At 47.3% G+C, this 25835-nt stretch carries 24 protein-coding genes; 4 read left to right on the top strand and 20 right to left on the bottom strand.

Translation table 11 applies throughout. The features are described from left to right. Window positions 1-3: 3 nt before the first annotated feature. Complete coding sequence (locus RDN79_RS03745; protein WP_298554040.1) at window positions 4-777, bottom strand: DUF4493 domain-containing protein; 774 nt, start codon at window positions 775-777, stop codon at window positions 4-6. Between the two features lie 17 nt (window positions 778-794). Next, the gene (locus RDN79_RS03740) at window positions 795-2006 is read right to left on the bottom strand and encodes a DUF4493 domain-containing protein (protein WP_298554038.1); all 1212 of its coding nucleotides are present in this window, start codon (window positions 2004-2006) and stop codon (window positions 795-797) included. Between the two features lie 322 nt (window positions 2007-2328). Between RDN79_RS03740 and RDN79_RS03735 the strand changes: the two genes are divergently transcribed. After that, window positions 2329-3180 carry an AraC family transcriptional regulator gene (locus tag RDN79_RS03735; protein WP_298554148.1) on the top strand — a complete coding sequence of 284 codons (852 nt, stop codon included), beginning with the start codon at window positions 2329-2331 and terminating at the stop codon, window positions 3178-3180. Between the two features lie 435 nt (window positions 3181-3615). On the opposite strand, the gene RDN79_RS03730 is transcribed toward RDN79_RS03735, so the two are convergent. The 9 genes from RDN79_RS03730 to RDN79_RS03690 all read right to left on the bottom strand — a co-directional run bounded on the left by RDN79_RS03730 (window position 3616) and on the right by RDN79_RS03690 (window position 13837). Continuing rightward, window positions 3616-5154, bottom strand: coding sequence for a YifB family Mg chelatase-like AAA ATPase (locus RDN79_RS03730; RefSeq protein ID WP_298554035.1), 1539 nt, complete (start codon window positions 5152-5154; stop codon window positions 3616-3618). A gap of 88 nt (window positions 5155-5242) precedes the next feature. Next, window positions 5243-6349, bottom strand: coding sequence for a TlpA disulfide reductase family protein (locus RDN79_RS03725; RefSeq protein WP_298554033.1), 1107 nt, complete (start codon window positions 6347-6349; stop codon window positions 5243-5245). Window positions 6350-6501: 152 nt separating this feature from the next. Then, window positions 6502-8109 (bottom strand): phosphoenolpyruvate carboxykinase (ATP), encoded by a 1608-nt coding sequence (gene pckA / locus RDN79_RS03720; protein ID WP_298554030.1) that lies wholly within the window; start codon window positions 8107-8109, stop codon window positions 6502-6504. A 245-nt stretch (window positions 8110-8354) separates the two neighbouring features. Then, window positions 8355-8759 (bottom strand): DUF86 domain-containing protein, encoded by a 405-nt coding sequence (locus tag RDN79_RS03715; RefSeq protein ID WP_298554027.1) that lies wholly within the window; start codon window positions 8757-8759, stop codon window positions 8355-8357. Further along, window positions 8743-9036 carry a nucleotidyltransferase family protein gene (locus RDN79_RS03710; protein WP_298554024.1) on the bottom strand — a complete coding sequence of 98 codons (294 nt, stop codon included), beginning with the start codon at window positions 9034-9036 and terminating at the stop codon, window positions 8743-8745. Before RDN79_RS03710 ends, RDN79_RS03715 begins: the two co-directional genes overlap by 17 nt. Before the next feature lie 111 nt (window positions 9037-9147). Beyond that, window positions 9148-10164, bottom strand: a complete 1017-nt coding sequence (locus RDN79_RS03705) for a 2-oxoacid:ferredoxin oxidoreductase subunit beta (RefSeq protein WP_298554022.1) — start codon at window positions 10162-10164, stop codon at window positions 9148-9150. 3 nt (window positions 10165-10167) lie between these two features. Then, window positions 10168-12024 carry a 2-oxoacid:acceptor oxidoreductase subunit alpha gene (locus RDN79_RS03700; RefSeq protein ID WP_298554019.1) on the bottom strand — a complete coding sequence of 619 codons (1857 nt, stop codon included), beginning with the start codon at window positions 12022-12024 and terminating at the stop codon, window positions 10168-10170. An 89-nt stretch (window positions 12025-12113) separates the two neighbouring features. Further along, window positions 12114-13313 carry an alanine dehydrogenase gene (locus RDN79_RS03695; RefSeq protein ID WP_298554016.1) on the bottom strand — a complete coding sequence of 400 codons (1200 nt, stop codon included), beginning with the start codon at window positions 13311-13313 and terminating at the stop codon, window positions 12114-12116. Beyond that, window positions 13268-13837, bottom strand: coding sequence for a shikimate kinase (locus RDN79_RS03690; protein ID WP_186929191.1), 570 nt, complete (start codon window positions 13835-13837; stop codon window positions 13268-13270). The genes RDN79_RS03695 and RDN79_RS03690 overlap by 46 nt, the downstream gene beginning before the upstream one ends. Window positions 13838-14161: 324 nt before the next feature. Between RDN79_RS03690 and RDN79_RS03685 the strand changes: the two genes are divergently transcribed. Then, window positions 14162-14797, top strand: a complete 636-nt coding sequence (locus RDN79_RS03685; protein WP_298554143.1) for a viroplasmin family protein — start codon at window positions 14162-14164, stop codon at window positions 14795-14797. A gap of 25 nt (window positions 14798-14822) precedes the next feature. Here the strand turns inward: RDN79_RS03685 and RDN79_RS03680 are convergent, their stop codons facing one another. From RDN79_RS03680 to RDN79_RS03640, 9 genes are all read right to left on the bottom strand, one after another. Continuing rightward, window positions 14823-16112 carry a nucleotide sugar dehydrogenase gene (locus RDN79_RS03680; protein ID WP_298554012.1) on the bottom strand — a complete coding sequence of 430 codons (1290 nt, stop codon included), beginning with the start codon at window positions 16110-16112 and terminating at the stop codon, window positions 14823-14825. 37 nt (window positions 16113-16149) lie between these two features. Next, window positions 16150-16851, bottom strand: a complete 702-nt coding sequence (locus RDN79_RS03675; protein ID WP_298554009.1) for a glycosyltransferase family 32 protein — start codon at window positions 16849-16851, stop codon at window positions 16150-16152. A gap of 13 nt (window positions 16852-16864) precedes the next feature. Further along, window positions 16865-18343: a glycosyltransferase gene (locus RDN79_RS03670; protein WP_298554006.1), complete on the bottom strand. Its 1479-nt coding sequence runs from the start codon at window positions 18341-18343 to the stop codon at window positions 16865-16867. Between the two features lie 8 nt (window positions 18344-18351). Further along, the gene (locus tag RDN79_RS03665) at window positions 18352-19068 is read right to left on the bottom strand and encodes a glycosyltransferase family A protein (protein ID WP_298554003.1); all 717 of its coding nucleotides are present in this window, start codon (window positions 19066-19068) and stop codon (window positions 18352-18354) included. A gap of 37 nt (window positions 19069-19105) precedes the next feature. Beyond that, window positions 19106-20149 (bottom strand): glycosyltransferase family 9 protein, encoded by a 1044-nt coding sequence (locus RDN79_RS03660; protein ID WP_298554000.1) that lies wholly within the window; start codon window positions 20147-20149, stop codon window positions 19106-19108. After that, complete coding sequence (locus tag RDN79_RS03655; RefSeq protein ID WP_298553997.1) at window positions 20150-20725, bottom strand: DUF4254 domain-containing protein; 576 nt, start codon at window positions 20723-20725, stop codon at window positions 20150-20152. It lies immediately after the preceding gene. A gap of 50 nt (window positions 20726-20775) precedes the next feature. Next, window positions 20776-21459, bottom strand: coding sequence for a response regulator transcription factor (locus tag RDN79_RS03650; protein ID WP_298553994.1), 684 nt, complete (start codon window positions 21457-21459; stop codon window positions 20776-20778). 6 nt (window positions 21460-21465) lie between these two features. Continuing rightward, window positions 21466-22890, bottom strand: coding sequence for a sensor histidine kinase KdpD (locus RDN79_RS03645; protein WP_298553991.1), 1425 nt, complete (start codon window positions 22888-22890; stop codon window positions 21466-21468). A 274-nt stretch (window positions 22891-23164) separates the two neighbouring features. Next, window positions 23165-23764 carry a DUF3267 domain-containing protein gene (locus tag RDN79_RS03640; protein ID WP_298553988.1) on the bottom strand — a complete coding sequence of 200 codons (600 nt, stop codon included), beginning with the start codon at window positions 23762-23764 and terminating at the stop codon, window positions 23165-23167. A 151-nt stretch (window positions 23765-23915) separates the two neighbouring features. On the opposite strand from RDN79_RS03640, the gene RDN79_RS03635 reads away from it, so the two are divergent. Both RDN79_RS03635 and RDN79_RS03630 read left to right on the top strand, forming a co-directional pair. Then, window positions 23916-25124 (top strand): sensor histidine kinase KdpD, encoded by a 1209-nt coding sequence (locus tag RDN79_RS03635; RefSeq protein WP_298553985.1) that lies wholly within the window; start codon window positions 23916-23918, stop codon window positions 25122-25124. Then, on the top strand, window positions 25121-25816 hold the full coding sequence (locus tag RDN79_RS03630) for a response regulator transcription factor (protein WP_298553983.1): 696 nt from the start codon (window positions 25121-25123) through the stop codon (window positions 25814-25816). The genes RDN79_RS03635 and RDN79_RS03630 overlap by 4 nt, the downstream gene beginning before the upstream one ends. The last annotated feature ends 19 nt before the right edge of the window (window positions 25817-25835 follow it).

Raw genomic sequence — 25835 nt, 5'->3', positions numbered from 1 at the left:
CTCCTATTCCATTAATGCACTTCTTAAAGATACCGTCTCCGGCTGGTCGCCCGCATCCAGGCGGATGATATAATATTCGCCCGTCTTAGGCGCATTCCCTTGGTTCGTGATCCGCCAGACACGTTCCGGATAATCTCTACCGCCCATCTTCATGGTCACTCTCACGACCAATTCATCACAACCTTTCAAAAAATAAGCCGGATTCATTTCGTCTTTCGAGAACTCATACGAGGCTTCACCGTTCGACACGTTCACCTTATAGTCATAGTTTTCAGACTCTTTGTCCAACAACTCCTGAAACTGTTCGGACAAAACCAACTCTACACCCAAACTTTTATAGACACACTTCAAAGTCACCTGCGTAGTCCGCTTCTCCTCTATCACAAACGGATGGCTCCCGCCCTCCACTTCAAAATAGGGATTCGCAGAAGCCTCTACCCCATCAGGCTTGAACGAAGAGGCAAATGCCGTATAATTGCCAGTTGACAAGATGACCGGCAACCCTTCGTCGCGCATGGCTGTCAACGACTCGAACTCTTTGACCACCTCTCCTTTGTCATTCAATATCTTTATATAGAAATCATCCGCCGACAAACCGCTGAAATCGGCCGATCGCGTGATAACCGGTATCACTTGTTCTGTAGACATATTGGCTGCCACATTCAAGCCACCCGCATTATCCGGAAAAACAGGCGGGTTATCATCCTCGTTTTGGCTGCAACTTGCCGTACACAACAAAACAAACGACCATAAAATAGATACTATATTCTTTTTCATCTGCTATTACACTTTACTTAATCTTCTTTAGGCACAAATACCTTTACGTCAAAATTCACAGTATCCGTATATTTCGGTTTTTCATTCGCATTATGCCCATAAATGGAAAAATGATATAAATAAAACGAGACTCCCTCTTCCCGCTCCGGTGCCTTCAAATTATTAAGGGCATCCCATAAGAAGACCTGTCCGCTCTTTATGTTTTTCAGATTGATATTCTGCTTTTCACCGGATTGCCAAGAGAATTTTTGGGCTATTGCTTTGGCAACACCCTCATCTGTAGCAAGGTCTATGATCTCGGCCTCTTCTTCATACAAATCGTCTCTCCAATACTTGATGCACAAAGAACCGACACCGGCCAGCATCTTGAAACCAACCAACATGCCATCGCCGGACGTTCCATCCACGACGGGGACTTCAACCTTATCACCCGATTTAAAGTTAACGGGATGTAAATCAGGCTTAGTAAATTCTTCCCACATAAAATCCGGAATATCGATCGGGATATCCTTATCGGTCAATTTATCGTCCAACACGACATCCAAGCCGATTCCGTTGAAAGCACCGCCATCCGTCTTAAATATCAAATGGACATTTTGCCGACGTCCCAACCTAATCGTATTCGGGACTAAATAAGTTTTGGACCGTTCCTCTCCCATCTTTCGTACTCGGATCCAGACATTCATATCCGTTCCCTCCCTCGCAACCTGAAGATAGGCCGGGCGTGGTTCCTCTTTGGCAATCTCAAACTCGTTGGAGATGAAAGGAGTACTGAGCAGTACGGCATAATCTTCGTAAGCGTCTTGGAATACGGAGGTATATTCGACCGTCACCCGCGCATTGCCCAACGAGCAAACGACGTCCAAAGGGGTGTTCATACCGGATTTGACCGTAAAGTCGGCGCTTCCTTCAAAATAAGGGTTTTCGAAAGCAGCGGATAAGTTATCGCCTTTGGAGGCGACAAGAGTATAATAACCTTCCGGCAATTCGATTTCCGAAGGCATCCGGTCAAAGCGGTCGAAAAAACGGACCGTGTCGGTAGCTTGGAAGATGCAGATGCGGTAGTCATCTGTCATCAAGAAACGGTCGAACTCGTTCGAGCCAACCGATTTGGTGGCATTACTGACACCTTTGTTGACCGAAACCGTATCAGCCGCCAAGGAAAGCTGCAATTTTCCGGGACCTATCGTTCCGACACGTTCGGAATCACAAGAAAAAAATGTTAACAAACAAGTTAACATAAAAGCTGTTAAAGTCGTTATTTTCTTCACCCTATACTTACTTGTACTCTTTTTCATTGAAAAGAGACTGTTATCTGATAAAAATTCCTTGCAAAGGAACAGTTATTCTTCAAATCCAACAAGGTCTATTTATATTATTACCTGTCCTATTTTTTAGATCAAGAACTCCATCTATCCACATATAGAAGTATTTAGCCATGATAATATATCCATTTTATCATATTTACCATAATCTTTTTTTGCTGATCAAACATCATATTCAAGAAAAATCAATATCTTTGTCTCCAACCTTTCCAACCATACCATGCAAATAGAAAACAACATACCCAAAATAGACCTTCCCGAAAACTGGATCATCGGGCAGCTCTCGAAAAACGACATTGGATTGCTCAACTTATATGCGAACAATCCATGTCGGTTGAAAGCCGGAATTTTCGTCCTGTGCCTGCAGGGGGATCTGGAAGCCTCCATCAATCTGGCACGCTACCGAGTGATGCCGGGAAGTTTTATCACGCTTCCGCCGGGCACGATCTTGCAAATACACAAGGCAGAAGGAGACTTGGAAATCTATTTCATGGGGTTCTCGTCTTGTTTCATCGAACAAGCGAAAATCAATTATTCTGCCATGGACATCTATTATGCAGTCAAGGACAGCCCGGTCGTAGAATTGGAAAAACAACCTGCCGGGTTGTTGAAAGACTATTTCTCGTTGCTCCTCAATACATACGAATTTTGCAACGGCATACTGAACAACGCCAATCTCTTGAACCATCTTTTCTCTGGAATCCTCATGGGAGTAAGCGCCCTATATAAAGATAAAATCAAAGACAATTCCAATCTGTCCAAATCCGAACAGACCAGTAAAAACTTCAACCGACTGGTTATGCAGAACTATACCACGCAACGAAACGTTGCGTGGTATGCCAAAAAGCTTGGCATAACGCAGGCACATCTCAGCACAATCGTCAGGCAGACGACCGGCAAAACCTGCATTGACATCATTACCTCGATGGTAATCATGGATGCCAAGGCGCAACTGAAATCAACGAACCTCAGCATCCATGACATCGCCTATTCACTGAATTTCACCAATATGTCGTTCTTCGGGAAATACTTCAAACGCCACGTAGGCATGAGTCCGCTGGAATACCGGAACAGTTAAAAGGAAAAAGGGACAGACATAAGCCAGACCTACTATCGGCATGTTATCAAACATATAAAAAAATAAATAATAACCGCATAAAAGATTGGACAAGTGTTTTTTTATACCTTCCTTTGCCATGTCTTTCGATGGGGACATCAAGGAAAGGCTAACGACGGTTTATGGCTAGAGCAAACACTCTTGGCACGAAGCCTTTGAGCTGTAAACACGAACGCAAACCAAAACTTTAATTATGAATTGGTAGAAATGGGGAGTCTAGCCTGGGGCAGGGAGACTCCCCTTGCCATTTCTATACTATCATGATTCAAATGACGATGACAGCAAAATAGTTGTCGTCATATACTTGGCGATATCCATCAGCTACTTTCCCAACTCTTTTCCCATAGGAAATATAGGTATTATTTTGATATCTAATTAAATTCCTGCGGTTTATTCTTACGTCCCCCATGTTTCCCTGTCCAGGCTCCGGTATTGTATGGCTTCCGCCAGATGGCGTGCTTCGATATTCGGAGAGGCTTCCAGGTCGGCGATCGTACGGGAGACTTTCAGGATGCGGTCGTAGGCGCGGGCGGAAAGATTGAGGCGTTGCATGGCGACCTTCAGCAAAGAGAGGCCGGCGGCATCGGGCACGGCATATTCATGAAGCAGCCTGGAGTTCATCTGGGCATTGCTGTAAATGCCCTCATGCCCGGCAAAGCGTTTTTCCTGGATGGCGCGGGCTTTCATCACGCGCTCGCGTATCATTTCGCTGCATTCGGAAGGGCGACCGTCGGATATCTTCTCGAAAGGGACCGGCACGACTTCCACCTGTATATCGATCCGGTCCAGCAGAGGGCCGGAAACGCGGTTCATATATTTCTGGACGGCGCCCGGAGAACAGAGGCAAGGGCGATCGGGATGATTATAATATCCGCAAGGACAAGGATTCATGGAAGCGACCAGCATAAAGTTGGCCGGATAATCGACAGAGAAGCGGGCACGCGAGACCGTTATCGTCCGGTCTTCCAGAGGTTGGCGCATGACTTCGAGCACGCTCCGGTTAAATTCGGGCAATTCATCCAGAAACAAGATTCCGTTATGCGCCAGGCTGATCTCTCCCGGCTGCGGGAAAGCGCCTCCGCCGACCATCGCCACATTCGAGATCGTGTGATGGGGCGAGCGGAACGGGCGTTGCGTCATCAGGGAAGTGTCCAGCCCGATCTTACCGGCAACCGAATGTATCTTAGTTGTCTCCAATGACTCTTGCAAGGTGAAAGGAGGCAGAATGGAAGGGAGACGTTTGGCAAGCATTGATTTACCGCTTCCCGGAGGACCGATAAGGATCAGATTGTGACTGCCGGCCGCGGCTACTTCCATCGCACGCTTCACATTCTCCTGCCCGCGCACATCCGAGAAGTCCGCTTCAAACTGAAGCTGCCGGGCATAAAACTCTTCACGGGTATTGACAACCGTCGGTTCCAGGTCCCGCTTTCCCGCAATGAACTCGATCACCTCCTTGATGGTCGAAACACCGTACACTTCCAGATTGTTGACAACAGCGGCCTCGCGGGCATTCTGCTTGGGAACGATAAAACCTTTGAATCCCTCTTCACGCGCCTTGACCGCGATCGGCAGGATTCCCTTTACCGGCTTCAAGCTGCCGTCCAAAGAGAGTTCTCCCATCATCATGTAATGACTCAACCGGGAGGCATCCAGCTCTTCGGCCGCCGCCAGGATACCGATCGCAAGCGGCAAGTCATACGACGAACCTTCCTTCCGGATATCGGCAGGCGCCATATTGATCACAATGCGGTTACGGGGGAACTTGTAACCGCTTACCTGAAGAGCGGAAATAATGCGCTCATGGCTTTCACGGACAGCCACGTCGGGCAACCCTACCAAAAAGAACTGGATACCTTTCGTGCAATTCACTTCGATCGTAACGACCGTTGCCGATATACCCTGCACGGCGGCAGCATAAGATTTGACTAACATAGTTAAAGATTTATGATTTATAATTTATGAGTCCGGATAATTATGATGTATGGATAGCGACATTGCATAAATCATACATCTGAAATCATCATTCTATTAAGTTTTCCAACGTCTGCTTTATCTCGACCCCATTATCCGTTTTCAAGATGATCTTTCCTTCTTCATCGATCAGGAAACAACGGGGCAAGGCACTTACATTATACAGATCGACCAACATGGCTGCCTGTCCGGCGGAATCGGTAACCAGATTCCAGTCGATGCTATCCTTTGCAATCACTTTTCGTACTTCGGCTTGGTCGTCATCCAAGCTGATCAGCAACATGTCCACCTTCTCTTTCGGATATTTCATTGCCACTTCATCCAAATACAGGTCTTCCGTCTGGCACATATCGCACCAGGGAGCCGTGAATGCAAGCAGCAAATATTTCTTAGGAAAAGAATCCAAGCTGACAGGAGTCCCGTAAATGTTCTTCACATTGAAACCGGGCGCCTCGGCCCCCAAAGCAGTCCTTTTTGCCCGCGTGCTATATTCCTGTAGCTTTCGTACCAGATAGAAATCATTCAGTTTCGGACTCAGCACCGCCAGCAGTTCGTCCATTCGCCGGGTATCGTCGGGATGGTTAAAGTAGTGTTGTATCAATACGACAGAGGCTTCTTCATCCGGATATTTCTTAATGGCGGCGGCGGCCTCCTCGTTCAACAGATGGTTCACATTCGCCAGGCGCGAGGCCATATCCGTTTCCTCTATCGAGCCGTTGGCGTTTTCCTGGTTCTTCTTGTTCAGTTGGCGGATCAGGTCGGCCTGTTCCTTCAACAAAGGAGCCATTTCTTTTTTTATCGCGGAAAGACGGTCATTGATCCGCCCTCCTTTGACACGCAACAGAGCGGGATAATCAGCATCTCCGGTGATCGTCACCTTCTCTCCCTTTTCCAGATAGGCCGTAACCCAATGCATTTTATCGGCAAAGAAAAGCGTCACTTCCCGAAAATCGCCCTCTTTCTTTTCGATCAAGAATTCGCCCGGCTTCTCGCAAGTCACCGTATCTACGACTTTTATCTCATCATTCTCGAAAACGGCATATAAGGTCTGATCCTCCAGATTGGTAAGTTTGCCTTCTATCCGGTAAGCAATATCTCCGCCACACGATGACAAAGACACAATAATCCCTACGACCAGTAATAAACGTCTAATCATGTTATACCTCACATCCCACATTAACAGATAATTCGGGGTAAAGATAGGAATAGATTTTAAAACATCCTAACAATTATGCTAAAATTAATGTATATATACAAAAAAAGCGCAGAACCGAAGTCTGCGCTTTTTTATAATCGTCTTGTATGTTATTACAATTTCGGACCGGCGGCAACCAGCTTCTTACCGGCTTCGTTGCCTGTGAACTTAGCGAAGTTCTTGATGAAACGGCCAGCCAGATCTTTTGCTTTTTCGTCCCACTGTGCAGGATCAGCATAAGTATCGCGCGGATCCAGGATCTTCGGATCAACACCCGGCAATTCTGTCGGTACGACGAAATCGAAGTACGGGATAACTTTTGTCGGAGCTTTGTCGATAGAGCCGTCCAGGATAGCATCGATGATACCTCTTGTATCTTTGATAGAGATACGTTTGCCGGTACCGTTCCAACCCGTGTTGACCAAATAAGCCTTAGCACCGGTCATTTCCATCTTTTTAACCAATTCTTCACCGTATTTTGTCGGGTGCAGTGACAAGAAAGCAGCACCGAAGCAAGCGGAGAATGTCGGAGTCGGTTCAGTGATACCACGTTCCGTACCGGCCAATTTAGCTGTGAAACCAGACAGGAAGTAATACTGAGTCTGTTCCGGGTTCAGGATAGATACCGGAGGCAATACGCCGAATGCATCGGCAGACAGGAAGATAACCTGTTTTGCGTGCGGGCCTTTGGAAACCGGTTTAACGATGTTTTCGATATGATAGATCGGATAAGAAACACGGGTGTTTTCCGTTACGCTCTTATCAGCGAAGTCGATCGTACCGTCAGCAGCAACTGTAACGTTTTCAAGAAGAGCGTCGCGTTTGATAGCGTTGTAGATATCCGGTTCGCTTTCTTTGTCCAGGTTGATAACCTTAGCATAGCAACCGCCTTCGTAGTTGAATACGCCTTCGTTATCCCATCCGTGTTCGTCATCACCGATCAACAGACGTTTCGGGTCGGTAGACAAAGTAGTCTTACCTGTACCGGACAAACCGAAGAAGATAGCAGAGCTCTTGCCTTCTTTATCCGTGTTAGCGGAGCAGTGCATAGAAGCGATGCCACGCAACGGGTTCAGATAGTTCATGATAGAGAAGATACCTTTCTTCATTTCACCGCCGTACCAAGTGTTCAGGATCACCTGTTCTTTAGTCTTCAGGTTGAAAACAGTAGCAGTTTCAGAGTTCAGGCCTAATTCCTTGAAGTTTTCAACTTTAGCCTTGGCAGCGTTGAAAGAAACGAAATCAGGTTCTCCGTAGTTAGCCAGTTCTTCAGCTGTCGGGCGGATGAACATGTTAGTCACGAAGTGTGCCTGCCATGCTACTTCCATGATGAAACGTACTTTCAGGCGAGTGGCTTCGTTAGCGCCGCAGAAAGTATCGACAACGAACAGACGTTTGCCTGACAATTCTTTTACAGCTTTAGCTTTCAGATCAGCCCAAGCTTCTTCAGAACAAGGCTTGTTATCGTTTTTATATTCTTCAGAAGTCCACCATACTGAATCTTCGCTGGCTTCGTTCTTTACGAAAAATTTATCTTTAGGAGAGCGGCCTGTGTAAACACCGGTCATCACGTTTACAGCACCCAGTTCAGTTACCTGACCTTTTTCAAAGCCTTCCAAACCCGGTTTTGTTTCTTCTGCGAACAGAACATCGTAAGACGGATTGTGAATGATTTCTTTCACATCTTTAATTCCGTACTTGCTTAAATCTAATGTAGCCATCTTGAAATTAATTTAATTGATTGACTTTATATAACTTTTCTCTCTACTCGATGTTAATACACAAGGCAAATCATCTCTATTTTCACTTGCTGTTCCCCCGCCTTGTTAATCGCGGTACAAAAGTAATACAAATTTTCATAGAACATACTGAATTAAGGAAATTTTTCAGTAATAATTATACTTTTCCATGCTGTTAACACCAAACGCTACCATTTTGTAACATAGAGTTTGCAAATCAGGTACTTTTATCCAAAAACAGCATCATGTTTACCGGCATTCAAGTCCTCCATGATACGATGGAGCACGACAAGCAATGGAGGTAAATTATGTTTAATGATATCGGTTATAATCTCCGGGTCCACAGATAAATATTCATGAGATATAATATTCCGCATGGCAAAAACCTTACGCCAAGGAATTTCCGGATAATTGATCAACAATTTCTCCTTTGTTTCAGAGTCGATTTGTTTTAAGGTTTCACCTATAGTCTGTATTCTCATACAAGTGGCATCGTACAAATCGACACCATCCGGGGAACGGAGCAAATCGTCACAATCCGCTATGCCGGCTGTACGATCCAAAGCCAACTCAACCCGTTGTATAACAAAAAGAAACTTGTCTGTAATTTGATCTTTAAAGATAGATTGCATCCTGTTCTATTTTACGCCGAAACAAAGCACGCATTGTTTCATGCAAGGTTATTAAATCTACTTTTTGCCTGAAGAGTTGTTCCAGGTCATCTTTTATATCCATCAATGTGTAATAACTCGTTTTCCTTAATTTAATAAACACATCGATATCACTCTTCTCATTCTGTTCGCCACGAGCCACGCTGCCGAAAAGGCCCAATGTCTCGATTCCGTACTTTTCTGCGGAACGGGCCTTATAATCCTTCAGGATTTCTATAATTTCGGCAGTTGTCTTCATTGCTATACCCTTTTGTTTCACAAAGATAATAAGATTAAATAAGAAAAGCTGTAAACCCTTGCATCTTTTTTCAGGGTTTACAGCTTTCTTATTGCGGACCGGCTTATCGCCTTATTTTACTTCCCAGATTTCTCCGCTCATCAGATAATCCTGCAATTTGCGGATCGGGTTCTTGGCCTGGACTTCTTCGATCTGCTGGTGGACAGCTTCATCGTAGGTCGGAGCGTCCACATCACGGATCACACCGAGTGCGATCGGCATGTCTCCGCTCATCATGGCAAGCATCATGTGCAGGGTGTTATCCTTCTCATGTGCGTCGTGTACCAGGACATCATCCAACGTATAACCATCCTGTCCGATTGTTACAGCTTTCAGTTTCAAGCCTTCCAAGACGATACCCTTTTCGTTGTCCTTGCCGAACAGCATCTTTTCGCCGTGGCGCAGGAAGATTGTACGGTCGGCACGAAATTCCTTGTCGACAATCTTTTTATGGATACCGTCGTTGAAGATCACGCAGTTCACCAGCACCTCGGTCACGGAAGCGCCTTTGTGGCGAGCGGAAGCAGCCAGCACTTCGGTCGTGTTCTTCAGATCCACATCGATCACGCGGGCAAAGAAGTTGCCACGGGCGCCCAGAGCCAGTTCAGCCGGGATAAACGGATCTTCGACCGTCCCGTAAGGAGAACTCTTGGAGACGAAACCACGATCGGAAGTCGGGGAATACTGTCCCTTCGTCAGGCCATAGATCTTGTTGTTGAACAATACGATATTCAGATCCACGTTACGGCGGACAGCATGGATAAAGTGGTTACCGCCGATCGCCAGACAGTCGCCGTCGCCGGTAATCAACCAGACACTCAGGTCCGGACGGGCCGTCTTCACGCCGGTAGCGATAGCAGCACCGCGACCGTGGATCGTATGGAAACCGTATGTGTTCATATAATAAGGTAAACGGGAAGAACACCCGATACCCGAGATAACAGCCATCTTATGAGGAGCCACTCCTACTTCGGCCATTGCTTTGTGCAAGCAGTTCAACACGGCATGGTCTCCACAACCCGGACACCAGCGTACATACTGATCGCTCTTATAATCTTTCGGTTGAAATTTTACTTCTTCAGTTGCCATCTTTTAAGCCTCCAATATTTTCGTGAATTCCTCAACTAATCTCGCTACGACAAAAGGTTGTCCCTTTACACGGTTGAAACGGTACGGATTGAAACCGGCCACTTTACCACGCAGGTAGTTGGCGAACTGTCCGTTGTTCTGTTCGGCAACGACCACCTTCTTGTATTTGCCCAGCACTTCAGCCGTGTTCTTAGGCAACGGGCTGATGAACTTGAAGTGAGCCAGAGCGACCTTCTTCCCCTGCTCCTGCATGGTTTCCATTGCTTCGTAGAGGTGTCCGTAGGTTCCGCCCCATCCGACGATCAGCAGGTCGGCATCGGGATCTCCGATCACTTCCAGTTCGGGGATGTAATCGGCAATCTTGTCGATCTTGGCCTGACGCGTGGTAACCATCTTCTGGTGGTTGACCGGGTCGGTCGAGATAGCACTTGTCTCGTAGTCTTTTTCGAGACCTCCCAAACGATGGGCAAAACCTTCGGTTCCCGGAATAGACCAATAGCGGACCAGGCTTTCCTTGTCACGGCGGTAGGCTTTCCATACCTTTTCGCTCGCATCGTAGTTGGAGACATAATTAGGTTTGATTTCCGGATATTCAGCCAGGTTCGGCAGCTTCCATGCGGAAGAACCGTTGGCGATGAAGGCATCCGTCAACAGGATGACCGGAGTCATGTGTTCGAGCGCCAATTTTCCTGCCCAATAAGCAGCGTCGAAGCAGTCTGTCGGAGTCGAAGCGGCAATCACGACAGCCGGGCTTTCACCGTTACGTCCGTAAAGCGCCTGCATCAGGTCGGTTTGCTCGCTCTTGGTCGGCATACCCGTAGAAGGGCCGCCACGCTGCACGTCGATAACGACCAGCGGCAGTTCGGCAATCACAGCCAGGCCGATCGCTTCGCTCTTCAACGCCAGACCGGGTCCGGAAGTGGAAGTTGCCGCCAGGCAACCGGCGAAGCTGGCGCCGATGGAAGTACAAATACCGGCAATTTCATCTTCCGCCTGAACGGTGATGACGCCAAGTTCCTTGTGTTTCGACAGTTCATGCAAAATATCGGTAGCCGGAGTGATCGGGTAGCTTCCGAGGAACAGCTGCAAGCCGGCCTTTTCGGCAGCGGCGATCAACCCGTAGGAAGTAGCCTTGTTCCCGTTCACGTCGGTATAAAAACCAGGTGCGGCCTTCTTACTCTCGATACGGTAAGTGGAGACCGAAGCATGGATATTGTGCCCGTAGTTGTAACCGTCCGTCAGCGCCTTGATATTGGCCTGCGCGATAGCCGGTTTTTTGGCGAACTTGTTCTGCAACATGTGCATCGCTTCTTCCAGCGGACGTTCGAACAGCCAGCAGACCAACCCCAATGCGAACATATTCTTACAACGGAGAGCCGACTTGTTGTCCAGGCCGAATTCAGCCAGGCCGTCTTTCACCATTGTCGAGATAGGAGCCGCCACGACCTGCACGCCGCCGAGCCCGAGTTCCTGGAACGGATCGTCAGTCGTAAACTGCGCCTTCTCCAGATCGCTCTTCTGGAACGAATCCGTATCGATCAAGACGATTGCATTGGATTTCAGGTTTTTCACATTCACTTTCAAAGCAGCGGGGTTCATTGCGACCAACACGTCCGCCTTATCACCGGGAGTAAAGATTTTACGGGACCCCAGATGAACCTGGAAACCTGATACGCCACTAAGTGTTCCTTGAGGAGCACGCACTTCTGCCGGATAATCGGGGAATGTAGAGATCTCATTCCCAAAAATAGCCGACAGATTGGAAAAGATTGTCCCGGTCAGCTGCATACCGTCACCGGAGTCTCCCGAAAAACGGATGACAACCTTTTCCAGAGTTGTTACTTTTGTCTGTTCTGCCATAATATACTTATATTAGCTTAATCGCTTATTGATATTTAAGATCGTCGCAAAGTAAAGAATAAACTTCGCGAGTTCAAAACTTTTAAGGGTTAAAACGCAGAGAGGTATAGATCGATATTATTCGACGATAGACCGAATCTATTGGAAACGTAGTTGTTAACGGGCTTCCCGCAGTACATGTAGACTCCGTTCTTGAATCCCGGATCGCTCTTGATCATCCCCTGCACGGCACCGGCGTCGCCCAGCTGGAAAAGCATCGGGACGAAAATGTTGCTCAAGGCCATCGAAGTGGTACGCGCCACACGGTTGCTGATGTTCTGCCGGCAATAGTGCAACACGCCGTACTGTTCGAAAACAGCCGGATCGGACGGACAGAGGCAACAGGTCGTCTCGAAGCAACCTCCCTGGTTGATCCTGAGATCGATGACCAGTGCGCCGCGCTTCATGGTACGGATCATATCTTCGGCGATGATATACCGGTGACGCGTATTGATATAACGCATCGCCCCGATCACCACGTCGGCACTGCGAAAAGCGTTTTGCAGTACATTCGGATGGAAAGTGGAAGTGAACAAGCCTTGCCCCAACACCTGCTGGATGGTCCGGAGCTTGTTTATATCGTCGTCGAACACTTTCACGGAAGCGCCCAGCGCCATAGCGGCACGGGTGGCGACGGTTCCGGCATTACCGGCCCCGATGATCACGACCTCGGTCGGTGAAACGCCCGGAATACCTCCCAACAAGATGCCTTTCCCGCCTTGCGTATTGCTCAGCAGCTCGGAAGCGATCGTGATGGAAGCGGTTCCTTCGATCTCGGAGATCACGTTCAGCACCGGACAGCGTTGCCTTTCATCCGCCAGCAACTCGTATGCGACGGCCGTAATCCGTTTAGCCATCATCAACTCGAAGGCTTCATGCGAGAAGGTATTGAACTGGACGGTCGAAAACAGCGCAGTGCGCGGCTTCATCATCATCACCTCGGCGGTAAGCGGCGGTAGGATCTTCAGGATGATGTCCGCCTGATACACTTCGGCCGCCGTCGCCACGATCTCGGCTCCCGCTTCCGAATAATGGTTATCGGAGTAATTGATCCCCAGGCCCGCACCGGCTTCCACCAGGACGCGATGCCCGCGGTCGGTCAGCATGTCGACCGCTTCGGGAGTCAGAGCCAGACGGCGCTCTCCTTCCACCCGTTCACAGGGAATACCTATCAGCAGGCGATTGCTCACCTTGCTGAGTTCTTTCAATAACTCCTGGGGGATATAAGCTCCCTGCCCTTGTCTGTCCATAAACTTAATCGTGTTGCCAGTTCTTGTGATATTTCATGTACATCCTGATCGGTCATCATCTCTTCCGCCTTGAACACAATCGCCGCCTTCGAATAGAAAGGCTCCCTTTTCTCCAGGCTTTCGGCGACGAAGGCTTTCAGTTCGTCGCCTGTACGGCCTTTCAACACCGGGCGGGTGGATTTGCAGAGTTCCAAGCGCTTCGCCAGTTCGTCTACCGAAACCTTGAGGTAAACGGTCTGTCCGGCTTCGTTCATAAACTCCATGTTATCGAAAAAACAGGGAGCGCCGCCTCCGGTCGAGACCAGGACATCTTCAAAAGTAGCGACTTCGCGGAGCATCCTCCGTTCGATATCCCGGAACGCTTCTTCCCCTCTCTCGGCAAAAAGCTGGCCGACGGTCCTATGGTAACGGCCTTCTATATAATGGTCCAGATCGATAAACGAGAGTCCCAACTGCCGGGACAGCACCTTTCCCACAGTGGTTTTTCCGGCTCCCATATATCCAATCAGAAATATACGCTTCATATCTATATGATTGTTTCCTGCAAATGTAAACTTTTTCCGTTAAGAAGTCCTGTTTTGTGCCGGATAAATTTTTATCTTTGACCGCATGCTTCTTCGATTACGTGCCCAACGATTTGCCTGTCGACAATTGTCGGCAGGCCTGCCGATGATTGTCGACAAGTCTGCTGACAACTGTCGACAGGTTTGCTGACAATTGTCGACAAGCGATTAGATGCGGGGAAAAACGAACTTATCCGGCAAGCCGGAAGCATTTTCCCGAAGGAGAAGATCGATTTCCTACGGGGGAAGGAGAAGTCGGACAAAGACTTATTTAAACAGAGAGCAATGGCAAGAAACAAATATTATGTAGTATGGAAAGGCATCACTCCGGGCGTGTATGACAACTGGGGCGAATGCAAGGCGCAGGTGGACAAGCAGGACGGGGCGAAATACAGGTCGTTCGAAACCGAAGAGGAGGCGGCAAAAGCTTTCGAGAAAGGATACGAGCATTATCTGAAAACCGTTTCTTCCGCCAAAGCGGCTGCGAGCCTGGCACCGAAAGCTCCGGTCGGGAAACCGATCTGGGAAAGCCTTTGCGTAGACGCTGCTTGTAGCGGAAATCCGGGAGACATGGAATACCGGGGCGTTTATCCGCCCACCATGCAAGAGATCTTCCGGATCGGGCCGTTAAAGAAAGGGACGAACAACATCGGCGAATTCCTGGCTTTGGTGCACGGACTCGCCCTGCTGAAGCAGAAAGGAAGCAGCCTGCCGATCTACTCGGACAGCCGGAACGCCATCGGCTGGGTAAAAAAGAAGAAATGCAAGACACTCTTGGAGCGCGTGCCGGAGAACGAGCCGGTCTTCGACCTGATCGAACGGGCGGAGAAGTGGCTCAATACCAACACCTACACGACCCCTATCCTGAAATGGGAAACTTCGGAATGGGGAGAGATCCCGGCGGATTTCGGACGGAAATAAATTGGGCAGGAAAGTATTCTATCCCTTATAACCGGTCGTCTACCCAAGCCGGATCAAGGCAACCTTTCACATCATATACCACACTGTGCTCCTTCGCCAGCGCCGGAATGTCCAGTGACAGGAAATCGGCATGGGCGACCGCCAAGACGACAACGTCGAACTTCTTTTCCGGCAGGGCGGACAGGACTTCCAAGCCATATTCGCGCCGTACGTCTTCCGGACGCGCCCAGGGATCATAGATCGTCACGTTGATACCGTAATCACCGAGGTAACGGACGACATCGCCGACCTTGGAGTTGCGCACGTCGGGGCAGTTTTCCTTGAAGGTAAAGCCTAAAACCAACGCTTCGGCATTCCGTACCGGAACATCTTTCTTGATCATGCATTTCACGACGCGACCGGCGATGTATTCGCCCATCGTATCGTTGATACGACGTCCGTACAGGATCAGTCCCGGATGGAAACCGTAATCCTGCGCCTTGCGGATCAGGTAGTAAGGATCGACTCCTATGCAATGTCCTCCGACCAGGCCGGGCTTGAAAGGCAGAAAGTTCCATTTCGTCCCGGCCGCCGCCAGCACTTCGTTCGTATCGATACCGATCAGATGGAAGATCTTCGACAGTTCGTTCATAAAAGCGATGTTGATATCGCGCTGGGAGTTCTCGATCACCTTGGCAGCCTCCGCCACTTTGATACTGGAAACCGGGAAGGTTCCGGCCTGGATGACCGACCGGTACAGGGCATCCACCTTCTCAGCAGCTTCGGGCGTGGAGCCGGATGTCACTTTCATGATCTTCTCTACCGTATGCTCCTTGTCTCCCGGATTAATACGCTCCGGCGAATATCCGGCAAAGAAATCGCGGTTGAAAACCAACCCGGACGTTCTCTCTAAGATAGGAACGCATTCGTCTTCCGTTATGCCGGGGCAGACGGTCGATTCATAGATCACGATATCGCCTCTGCCCAAGACCTTTCCCACCGTCTCACTCGCCGAATACAAGGGCGTCAGGTCAGGACTGTGATGCAAGTCGACCGGCGTAGGAACCGCTACTATATAATAATTGCACCCGCGGAGCTGTTCCGCATCGGACGTACAAAACAACCCCGTCTCGCCTTCTTCCGGCAGCCGTGGCAGCAGCACGGACTTCAACAATTCGTCCGATACCTCCTGCGTCGCATCCCGCCCTTCCATCAAGGCAGCCACCCGCTCCCGCTTCACATCATACCCGACCACCGGATAACGCGTCGCAAACAACCGCGCCAACGGCAAACCGACGTACCCGAGGCCGATAATGGCAAGTTTGATATTTTCCATGATCACATTTTTATTCAATACAACTGAAAATCTCCTGTTATCGTTTAAACAACGTAAAACGGGTCAAAACAATAACATGCTTAATAAAGCGTTCTATCTTTCTCCCTAATTTATGTTTCCTCCAACTACCATACACTTGATGATGAGCGAAAGCCTCAGGAAATCTCATCTTCTTACACGGAGAAACATAATAACCTGGATAAATAACGATATTATCTTCCAAATGTTGTTCAGTATCTTCGGCCTTATATCCTTTCTTCTGAGCAATCTCAACCATTACCACAGGAGAAATTTTCATATCAAAAGAACCATCCGTCAAAAGAAAAGGACGTTGATTATAATAATCAAAAACATCTTTACAATATTGATTACCCTTTTCTCCTATCAGAAAAGCAGCTTGCAAACGAATCTCTTCTCCTGCATACTCATTGAAAGAGGCAAAACCTTTTTCCGGTATAAACGAATCAAAACGTTTCTCAACAAGTATATCGCTATCCATATAGACACCGCCTTCCTTATAAATTGCATAAAAGCGAATGACATCTGCCGCAAAAGCCCATTTTTTTGCAGCCAATGCTTCATCAATAAATCTACAGCCTATAGCTTGTGCGTCAGCATAAGTCCAATGTCTAACCTTATAGTCGGGTAATACGCGCTCCCAACTTTTTAAACATACCTTTATCTCCACCGGAAAAGGATCATCACTAAACCAACACAAATGAATAATTTTAGGTATCATACACGGATCTTTATTAATTAACATTGTTGTGGCTGTAAACTATATATTGTTTCATCAGGCGAAGACAAACCTCCGGATCAAAGCCGCGTGCCTCAGCATAGCTATTCGCAAGTGTCGACAGCATTTCATCCGTAACCGGCAAACGTTCGAAGTTCTTACAGCCTTTTTCCATATCGACTTTACCGAAAGACATGCGGTTCAGATCAATAATTTCCACCTCTATCTTTTTCCCGTCATCCCGGAATAGGATATTACCTGCCGAATAATCTTTATGCAAGCAACCCGCTTCATGTATCCGGGCTGTTATTCGGCCTATAGTTTCGAGAATCTCTGTACAACGGGGAAACTTACGCGTTTTAAAATCACGATACGTATAAGGACATTCAGACTTCAAACTCACATAATAGCTTTTACTGAATAGCAGGCCTTTTCTCTCCGTATAAAACCCGACAGGGATCGGAGTCCCGATTCCTGATTTTAAAAACAAATCCGCATTTTTATAAGAACGTTCAGCTTTGGAAGAACGGAATAAACCATATACAATCTGATTAATAATATGTGGCTTGCAAAAAGATTTCACCACCAATTCGACTTCATCTTTATTAAACTCACGCAATTCGTTACGCCCTTTATATATAACCGTTCCATTTCCATTTAGAAAATGAATCGGTAATACTTTTATAAAGTCCGCCAAATGCTGGTAATTAGGATTAACATACACACGACGGAAATGGAATATACGATATATTTTATTAGTCAGCTTCGACCACGTCCTCCTGTAACGCAAAGGTCCTCCTAACTCACGTTCGAAAAATTCCGGATACGATTTATTCAGATAGTCGATCACTTTCTTTTTCTGCGATCGATCGGTGACACGTTTCGATCCGCCCCGTACCCGATAATACATAGACAAACGGGATAAGGTTACGACTTTCCCTCCATCTTTCAAGACTGCGATCCAAAAAGCCCAGTCCTCACGTGCCGTAATTTCCCTTGCATAACCTCCTGCCTGCTTCCAGTCGCGTTTGTAATAAAGCGAGCAGATCGGTATCATATTCTTACGAGCCAGCAAGTTTAACGAGAAAGGAGCCAGATTCCAGCGTCCTTTACGTTCTCCGAAAAACTCTGCTTTAGGGCAGACCACCTTTACTTCGGCATCCGACACAATTGCTTTCACTGCATCGCTAATAAAATTAGGACACATCTTATCGTCCGCGTCAAAAGGAAGAATCAACTCCCCTTCCGCCAATGCTATTGCATGGTTGCGGGCTACACAAGCTCCGGCGTTCGGTTGAGTGTGGACTTTTACCCGTGGATCTTTCCGAGCATACTCTTTTACAATTTCCAACGAAGCATCTTTTGAGCCGTCGTCCATAACGACCACTTCAAAGGATGGATAGTCCGAAGCTAACACCGAGTCGAGCGTTTCACCCAGATATTGCTCCATGTTATACACGGGCACGATTACCGAAACCAATGGCAAATGTTTCATAAAACCAATCAGATTTTATCAAGTCCTTTTGTAAACTTCAACCAGTAATACTTCAAGGGATTCTTATATTTAAGTTGTTTCCACGGACGGCTGCCATGCGGGCGATGCCACACGGTCAACGTTGTAAACAGGTAGTTTGTGAAACCTTTTTCCAGAGAACGATGCGAGATCGTCACATCGTGCCAGTTCTTTTCAGGATCCAGTTGATGGAAATCAAAAGCTTTCAGGAAAGACACGGTCAACAGGGAACAACAAAAGCTCAAATGCTTTTTCTCGGGAAAGACTTTGCCCTCCTTACCTTTGGCATATAAATACGGATAATTGATATTCTCCTGTTCGTCGACCGTTACGGCGGCGGCAATACCACAATCCGGACGTGTCAAAGCGCCATCGAACAGCGACTGCAACGTATGCTTCTTTACGATCACGTCCGATTCGACGATCAAAAGCCCGGCATCGGCGGCAATCGCTTTTTGCTGTGCAGTCTGAAGGATCAGAAGATAGTTGGGAGAAGGATGATCGGTCAGGTCTGACAGGTTAATCAGTTCGAAGCCCATCTTCTCAGAGGCTTCACGAAGACGCGCCGTATTTTCATCCGTGCTGAAATCATTATATACATAATAATGATAAAGAATAGCAAAGTCGGATGAGAGGATCGACTCGATTGTCTGTAAAGTCAACTCTATCGAATCTTTCACCGGGGTAATGATATGTAATTGTTTCATTTTCCTTCTTTTTTAATTTCACTCTCTGAATCTATATTTACAGCCTGCATTGTTCTTCCAGGACGGCTTGCACACGGGACACGATCTTTTCTGCCGGTAACTGCGTCAAACAGGCCCAGTCTCCCCTGGAGCATTCTTTCTGTCCGAACTGCGAACAGGGACGACAAGGCAACGGCAACTCGATCACATCTTCCGGACGTTGCCGATAGCCATAGAAGCCGGTATAAATATGTGTCGCTCCCCAGACGGACAATACGCGAGTTCCAACTAACGAAGCGAAATGCATATTCGCCGAATCCATGCTAAGCAACAAGTCCAACTGACTAATTAACGCCAATTCATTATCAAGCGTATATTTACCCACCACATTCTTTACACGCGGATAGCGATAAGCCCAATCCTCCAGCACCGCCTCTTCATATCCTTTCGCTCCGAACAAGAATAAAGTCAGATCCTCCCTTTTAGAAAGAGTAGCCACGACCTGCTCCATTTCATCAATCGGATATACTTTGCCCTGATAACGGGCAAAAGGAGCAATGCCCAACCATTTCCCAGTCTTGACTCCGGCAATAGCTTCCATTTTCGACAAATCCGCCAGTCGTGATTCATATAAAGAAGCAAAAGATTCGGTATAGGCCAATCCTGCTGCACGGAACACGTCGGCATACCGTTCGATAACGGTAGGCAGCGGTTCCAGCTTCTTATTTTCCCTGCGCATAAGCGGAGGATATCTTTTCCTGATTTTATCCAGAACGTAGATAGGTTTGCCTTTCAACCGAAAAGCGGCACAGATAATCCAAGTCCGGATCACATCCTGCAAATCCAGGACAATGTCGTAATCGAACTTCACCAAAGCGGAGGTAAACCGCAAGAGGCCGACCAGCGTTTTCTCCGCCCCTTTAGTACTGATACCTATCACTTCCAGATTAGGCGGCCGGTTCATGAATACCGGCATCATAAACGCCTGCGTCAGCACCGTAAACGAATCTTGCGGATTAGCTTTGGCTGCGGAATAGATGACCGGAAGAGTCATCGCCACGTCGGCGATCGCAGCGAGTCGTATCACTAATATCTTTGCCATTTATTTCTTATCGTACATTTTCATTTGCTTATAGACCTTCATATGTTTACGTCCGGCTTTGATATCCACCAACAATTGATCCAAAGCGATGGAAAGGTCTTTTTTTTGTTCTAACAGGATTTCCAGCTTCTTTTCGCATTTTGCTTTATGTTCGGAAGTAACATCCGATGCTTCTGTTTCCTGCCGCATATGATAGATTTTCAAAATCAGGATAGAAAGGCGATCTATTGCCCAGGCAGGGCTTTCCGTGTTAAAGGTGGCATCCGGCTGCACCTTCACGTTTTTGTATTGATCGAGAAAGAAACTGTCGATTAGCTCCACCAGGTCTGTACGATCCAAGTTTGATTTATCGATACGGCGTATGATCGCCAAAGCTTCGGTTGGTTCGACTGAAGTACTTCGAACGAGATCCTCCATATGCCACTGCACCGCATCAATCCAGTTTTTCAGATAGAGATAAAACTCGATACTCTTCACCTCATAAGGGTTATGTACCGTAGCATCTATATGGTTAGTGACATGATATGCATTCGTAGCCTGCTCAAAAACCTGGCAACACTTCTCGCTGAAACTCATACAGTTCAATTTACTTAGTAAATACAGACGTACAAAGATAGCAAGTTTTTTTATCCTTTCAGCATATAGCCTTTTTTTGTCAGGGAAACGATGCCTGTCGAGGGGTCGTTGTGCAAGGCTTTGCGGAGGTAGGTGATCTGCACGTTTAATGCCAAGGAGTTGGCGTAAGAGGCATTTCCCCATACGGCGGAAAGGATGATCTCACGGTCGATCGCGACATTCGGATTACGGGCGAGGATGCGAAGAATTTCAGCCTGACGGGAGGTGATCAGCGTCTTGCTGTTGCCCGTACGGATTTCATTTGTGGAATAGTCGAAGACGGTATTGGCAAAATGATAGATTTCCTCTTCGACAGCCACTTCGGGATCGGCTTCGAAACGTTCCCGGATTCGTGCTAACAGTTCTTCCGGATAGAAGGGTTTGGCAAGATAGTCATTCCCCTTGAGGCTGAAACCTTTCAGGCGGTCGGTTTTGTCCGACCGGTCGGACAGGAAAAAGATCAGGACATGGCGGTCTGTTTCCCGTATCTTTTCAGCCACTTCGAAACCGTTCAACCCCGGCATATTGATATCCAAAAGGACAAGATCGGGCTTAACAGCCGGAAACTGTTCAAGGGCCATCGTCCCGTTTCCGGTATAAGTCACGTCGTAGCCTTCTTTCTCCAGGAAACGTTTCAGAAGAAGGGAATATTTCAGGTCGTCGTCAGCAAAAAGTATTTTCAAAGGTGTCGCCATATCGTTTTATATCGGTAATCCAACTGTCACTTCCGTTCCCTTTCCCACTTCACTGCGAAGCGAGACTTGCCCGTGATGGGCTTCGGCTATTTGTCGCACATAACTCAATCCCAGTCCCAGGCCGGGAATTTGCTTATCCGGCAAATGGGCGGAACGATAGAATTTCTCGAATACTTTCGTCTGTTCGTCGGCAGAAATGCCAACGCCATTATCAGTTACGGTCAGTTCTATCAGCCTGTCATTCCGGATCACGACCACGCGGATATTGACTTCGGGGCCGGAATATTTGATCGCATTCTCTATCAGGTTACTCAGGATATTGGCAATATGCACCGGATCAGCCGTAACCTGTGGAAGATCAGGCGGGAAAGCTGTAGAAAAAGCGACCTGTTTCCCGGATGGGATATGAACCAGACGGATCACCTTCTCAACCAATTCCTGTAAATTGAACGGGACGGGATGCAGCAACGTCGCACTACCGTCGGCGCTCACCATATTTTTCAGTTTTCCCAGATAAGCGGAAAGGTTATCCAGTTCGAACAGGGCGTCCTGAACGACGCCGTCGCAGGCAACCTCATCCGTGCGCATCTGCTTGTCGTCCAAGAAGGAAACACACATTTTCAAGGTTTGCACCGGACGTCTCAATTCGTGGATCATCGTATGGACAAAGCTTTCACGCAGTTCGCCGAGCTTATGCTGTTTAAGTATCGTATCGATTTGCAACCCCAGGCAGGAAAGCAGCAACAAGATCAGGAACAGGCTTAAGGCCAGTTGCCCCACCATCCGCTTCAGGAGAGGGTTTACCGGAAAACCGACTTCTATCATCACCCCTTTCCGATCCAACGGGGCATACCGGTATTTGACTCCCAGGCAAGGCGGAAACAGATGTTCCGGCAAAATCTCCCAGGAATTGAAACGGCTCAACGTATCTCCTTCCGGCAAAAAAGCAACCCGGAAATCGTATTGCGGCAAACGTGCCCGGAGCACACTATCCAGCCGTTCCACCCGGAAAGGGATATAGTAATTAACGACATTTCGTTCTACGCCATGAATAATGCTGTCTTCCGGTAAGGTAGCATCAAATGAGAGGTTTAATTTTGTCATATCTACCTGACCTTTAATTATTGAATCGATCAGGATATCCGTTTTAAAATCAAAACAAAGTTGCGTTTGCACATTCCGGACAATAGAGGATCCGGATTTAGTATGCGAACTGCGATCTATTATATAAGAAGTTTCATTCCCTATCGCCATCTTCCTGCGTTCGGCAAACTCTTCGTCTCCGGCGCGTAACACATCGGCGGCAATTTCACCGGCATACCGCTCTACTTCATAACGATACTGATTATAGAGCCAATAGGCTTGCACGCTTATTGCCATCAAAGCCGAAAATAACGATAATATATAAATCAGTTTGATCCGCTTTTCCATCTGCTTCCGGTATTCTTTCCGGCAAAGGTAAAGAGCAGCCCGATAAGTTCCGTACGAAAACGGATCTTTTTGGGGCTGCGTAATATTTTAGTAATAATCAGGAAAAGAAATCAAGTTTCACGTAATAGATAAACTTGCCTACAACATAGCCTAAACGATAGATCATTGCCAGTGAGACTAAGCATAATAGAATATTTATGCAATTCCGATATCTCTTGTCCGCGCAATAACGCGTAATCAGTCGGTGTAATTTTGATTCCATACTATAATATGTTTAATAAGTTCCTTTGATAATGGTAGCGCTAAAAGATTCATTGCCGTCTATAATCTTATCATTGTCATTAAAAGAGCGGAGCTTCCAGAAATAGTAACAATCGCCACTGCTACACAAAACACAATATATGCCAATAAAGTAGATCATACTATTTCCTGTACAAAAGCCATGTATCATCGGAAATAATCCCAATACAAAGAATGGCAATAGCAAAGCTATACGATAGTATTTCAAAGCCAGAGGCTTTGTCAGAAGAAAACCCCACGATTTCCAATCCATATTCCAACGTAACGCCCGGAAATCTCTTCCGGAAAAACAATATAACGCTATATATTGAAGTAATATATATCCTAAAAGGCAAAGAATCATATTCATTCCCCCCCTTAAAGTGAATGCTTCAAACCTTACGGCATGCCCCAATTCATACTCCGAGCGGTAGCTTGAAACTTCGCCCCAAATATAATTATATAATAAAGCACTCACAATCACGAGAATAAACATTGACAAAAAAATGATTCCCGTTATCCGCCCGGTACTAACTTTCACCTCCACCCCTTCTGGACGTGCATATTCTCCTACATTTCTTTCTTTTGTTTCCATATCGTATTTGTTTTTCGATTTCTACACTGCAAAGATATGGGTAACGAATGAGACGGAAGGTTATCCCAACGTTATCTTTAGGTTAAGATAGGAAATAGAAGATGCAGGATATAATGGAATGCCTATATTTGCCGGCATAATTTAAGAAGCTATGACGAAATCATTCTATATCATTTTGACGGCAGTAGCCGTTTTTATCGTCCTTTTCCTGATGGGGCAATGGATCGGGAGAAGCTATTCCCTGACAAAAGATCTGCTGGCACGGCAGGTATATGAAGCTTTTTGCCATGCAACGGAACGGTATGATGCAGACCAGACAAACGTATTTCCGGCCCTGTTCAGAGAGGAACTCAACAAGAAAGACCTCAATAAACTGATGTTCCGCATAGACACGGTTTCCCTCAGCGACCCGAAAACAGTTCTAAGAAAGGACATCCGGTACTTCTCCGACTACGAACAACTGCTCAACGAGCGTCATACATTTGCATATCCGATCGACGACACGCAAGGCATCCGGGCTCATATCATCAATCCACGCGCAGGCTCCATCGGCAGGCTGCTATATTACTTTTTCGGAACAGCCATCGCATTGGTCATCCTGCTGATCGGAATCCAGAAACAGACCGATATCATCAAGCGGCAGGACGAGATCGCCCGAATGCGGGAAGACTTCTCCTATGCCATGATCCACGATATGAAAAACCCGCTCAGTACCATCCTGACGGGTACTCGCATCCTCCGGAGCGGGAAACTGGATAAAATGCCGGATAAAAAAGATAAATTCTTCGATATATTAGAAGAGGAAGCAGAGCACCTGATGGCATTGGCCAACAAAGTGCTGACCATTTCCAAGTTGGAGCACGGACAACTCCTGTTAGAAAAAGACTGGATTCCCATCCGCCCGATGATAGAAGAACTGACCCGGATGTTTTCCGCCAAAACAAACAAACCTGTGACGTTTAAGTTGAACCTGGAAAAGGAAGAGATATTTGCAGACGAAGAGTATCTGAAAGAAGCTGTCAGCAACCTGATAGACAATGCCATCAAATACTCGAAAGAGACAGTCGAAATACAAATCGCTTCCTGCACGTACAATAAATTCATACAAATCAAGGTAAGGGATAACGGAATCGGCATCTCACTTTCCGAACAAAACCATATCTTTGACAAGTTCGAACGCGCCTCCGCCAGCCGTCGCAGTGCGGCAAACGGTGTTACCGGGTTCGGACTGGGGCTGAACTATGTGATGAACACCGCCCGCTCGCACGGCGGTTATGTCAGCGTCGAGAGCAAGGAAGGAAAATACAGCGAGTTCACAATCTCATTGCCTTTACCAACAGAAAACGAAATAACAGTATGATCAGATTATTATTAGTAGAAGACGATGCAAACCTGAGTTATATGATTCAGGCTGCTTTGGAAGATATGATCGGCGATTACGAAGTGACTATCGCCAACAACGGGCAAGAAGGCTTGGAAGCATACCGGCAGGATAAACCGGATGTGATCGTTGCGGACATCGAAATGCCGGTCATGGACGGTTACGAAATGGTACGCCGCATCCGGGAGACAGACCGTGAGATTCCGATCCTCTTCTCTTCCGCCCGCGTATCTCCCAAAGACGTCGTGAAAGGTTACGAATTAGGAGTCAACAATTATGTCAAGAAACCGTTCCTGCCCGAAGAACTGGATGCGCACGTCCGTGCTTTGCTCCGCATGACACAGGGAATAACAGAAAAAAACACTCAACAGACTTTTACCGTAGGCGGTTACACCTTAGAGCCAGCGCAGGCAAGACTGCGTCATATTTCCGGCAGCGCCCAGCTGCTTACCCCACGTGAAGCGGGGATTCTGGAACTTCTGTTCCGCAAGCCGGGAGAAGTGATCCGCCGGGAAGTGATCCTCGACAAGTTCTGGAACACGGAAGGCGATTACTTTGCTTCCCGTAGCCTGGATGTATTCGTCACCAAGTTGCGTAAGTTGATTTCCATGGATGAAGCCGTCAGTATTAAAACGGTAAAAGGGATCGGTCTTATGATTACTACGGCCTGACAAGGCTCACCCTTTTAAC

This window comes from uncultured Parabacteroides sp., assembly GCF_902493135.1.
Taxonomy (GTDB): domain Bacteria; phylum Bacteroidota; class Bacteroidia; order Bacteroidales; family Tannerellaceae; genus Parabacteroides.
The sequence above is the reverse complement of the archived record's forward strand: the minus strand, read 5'-3'. Positions and strand labels throughout refer to the sequence as shown.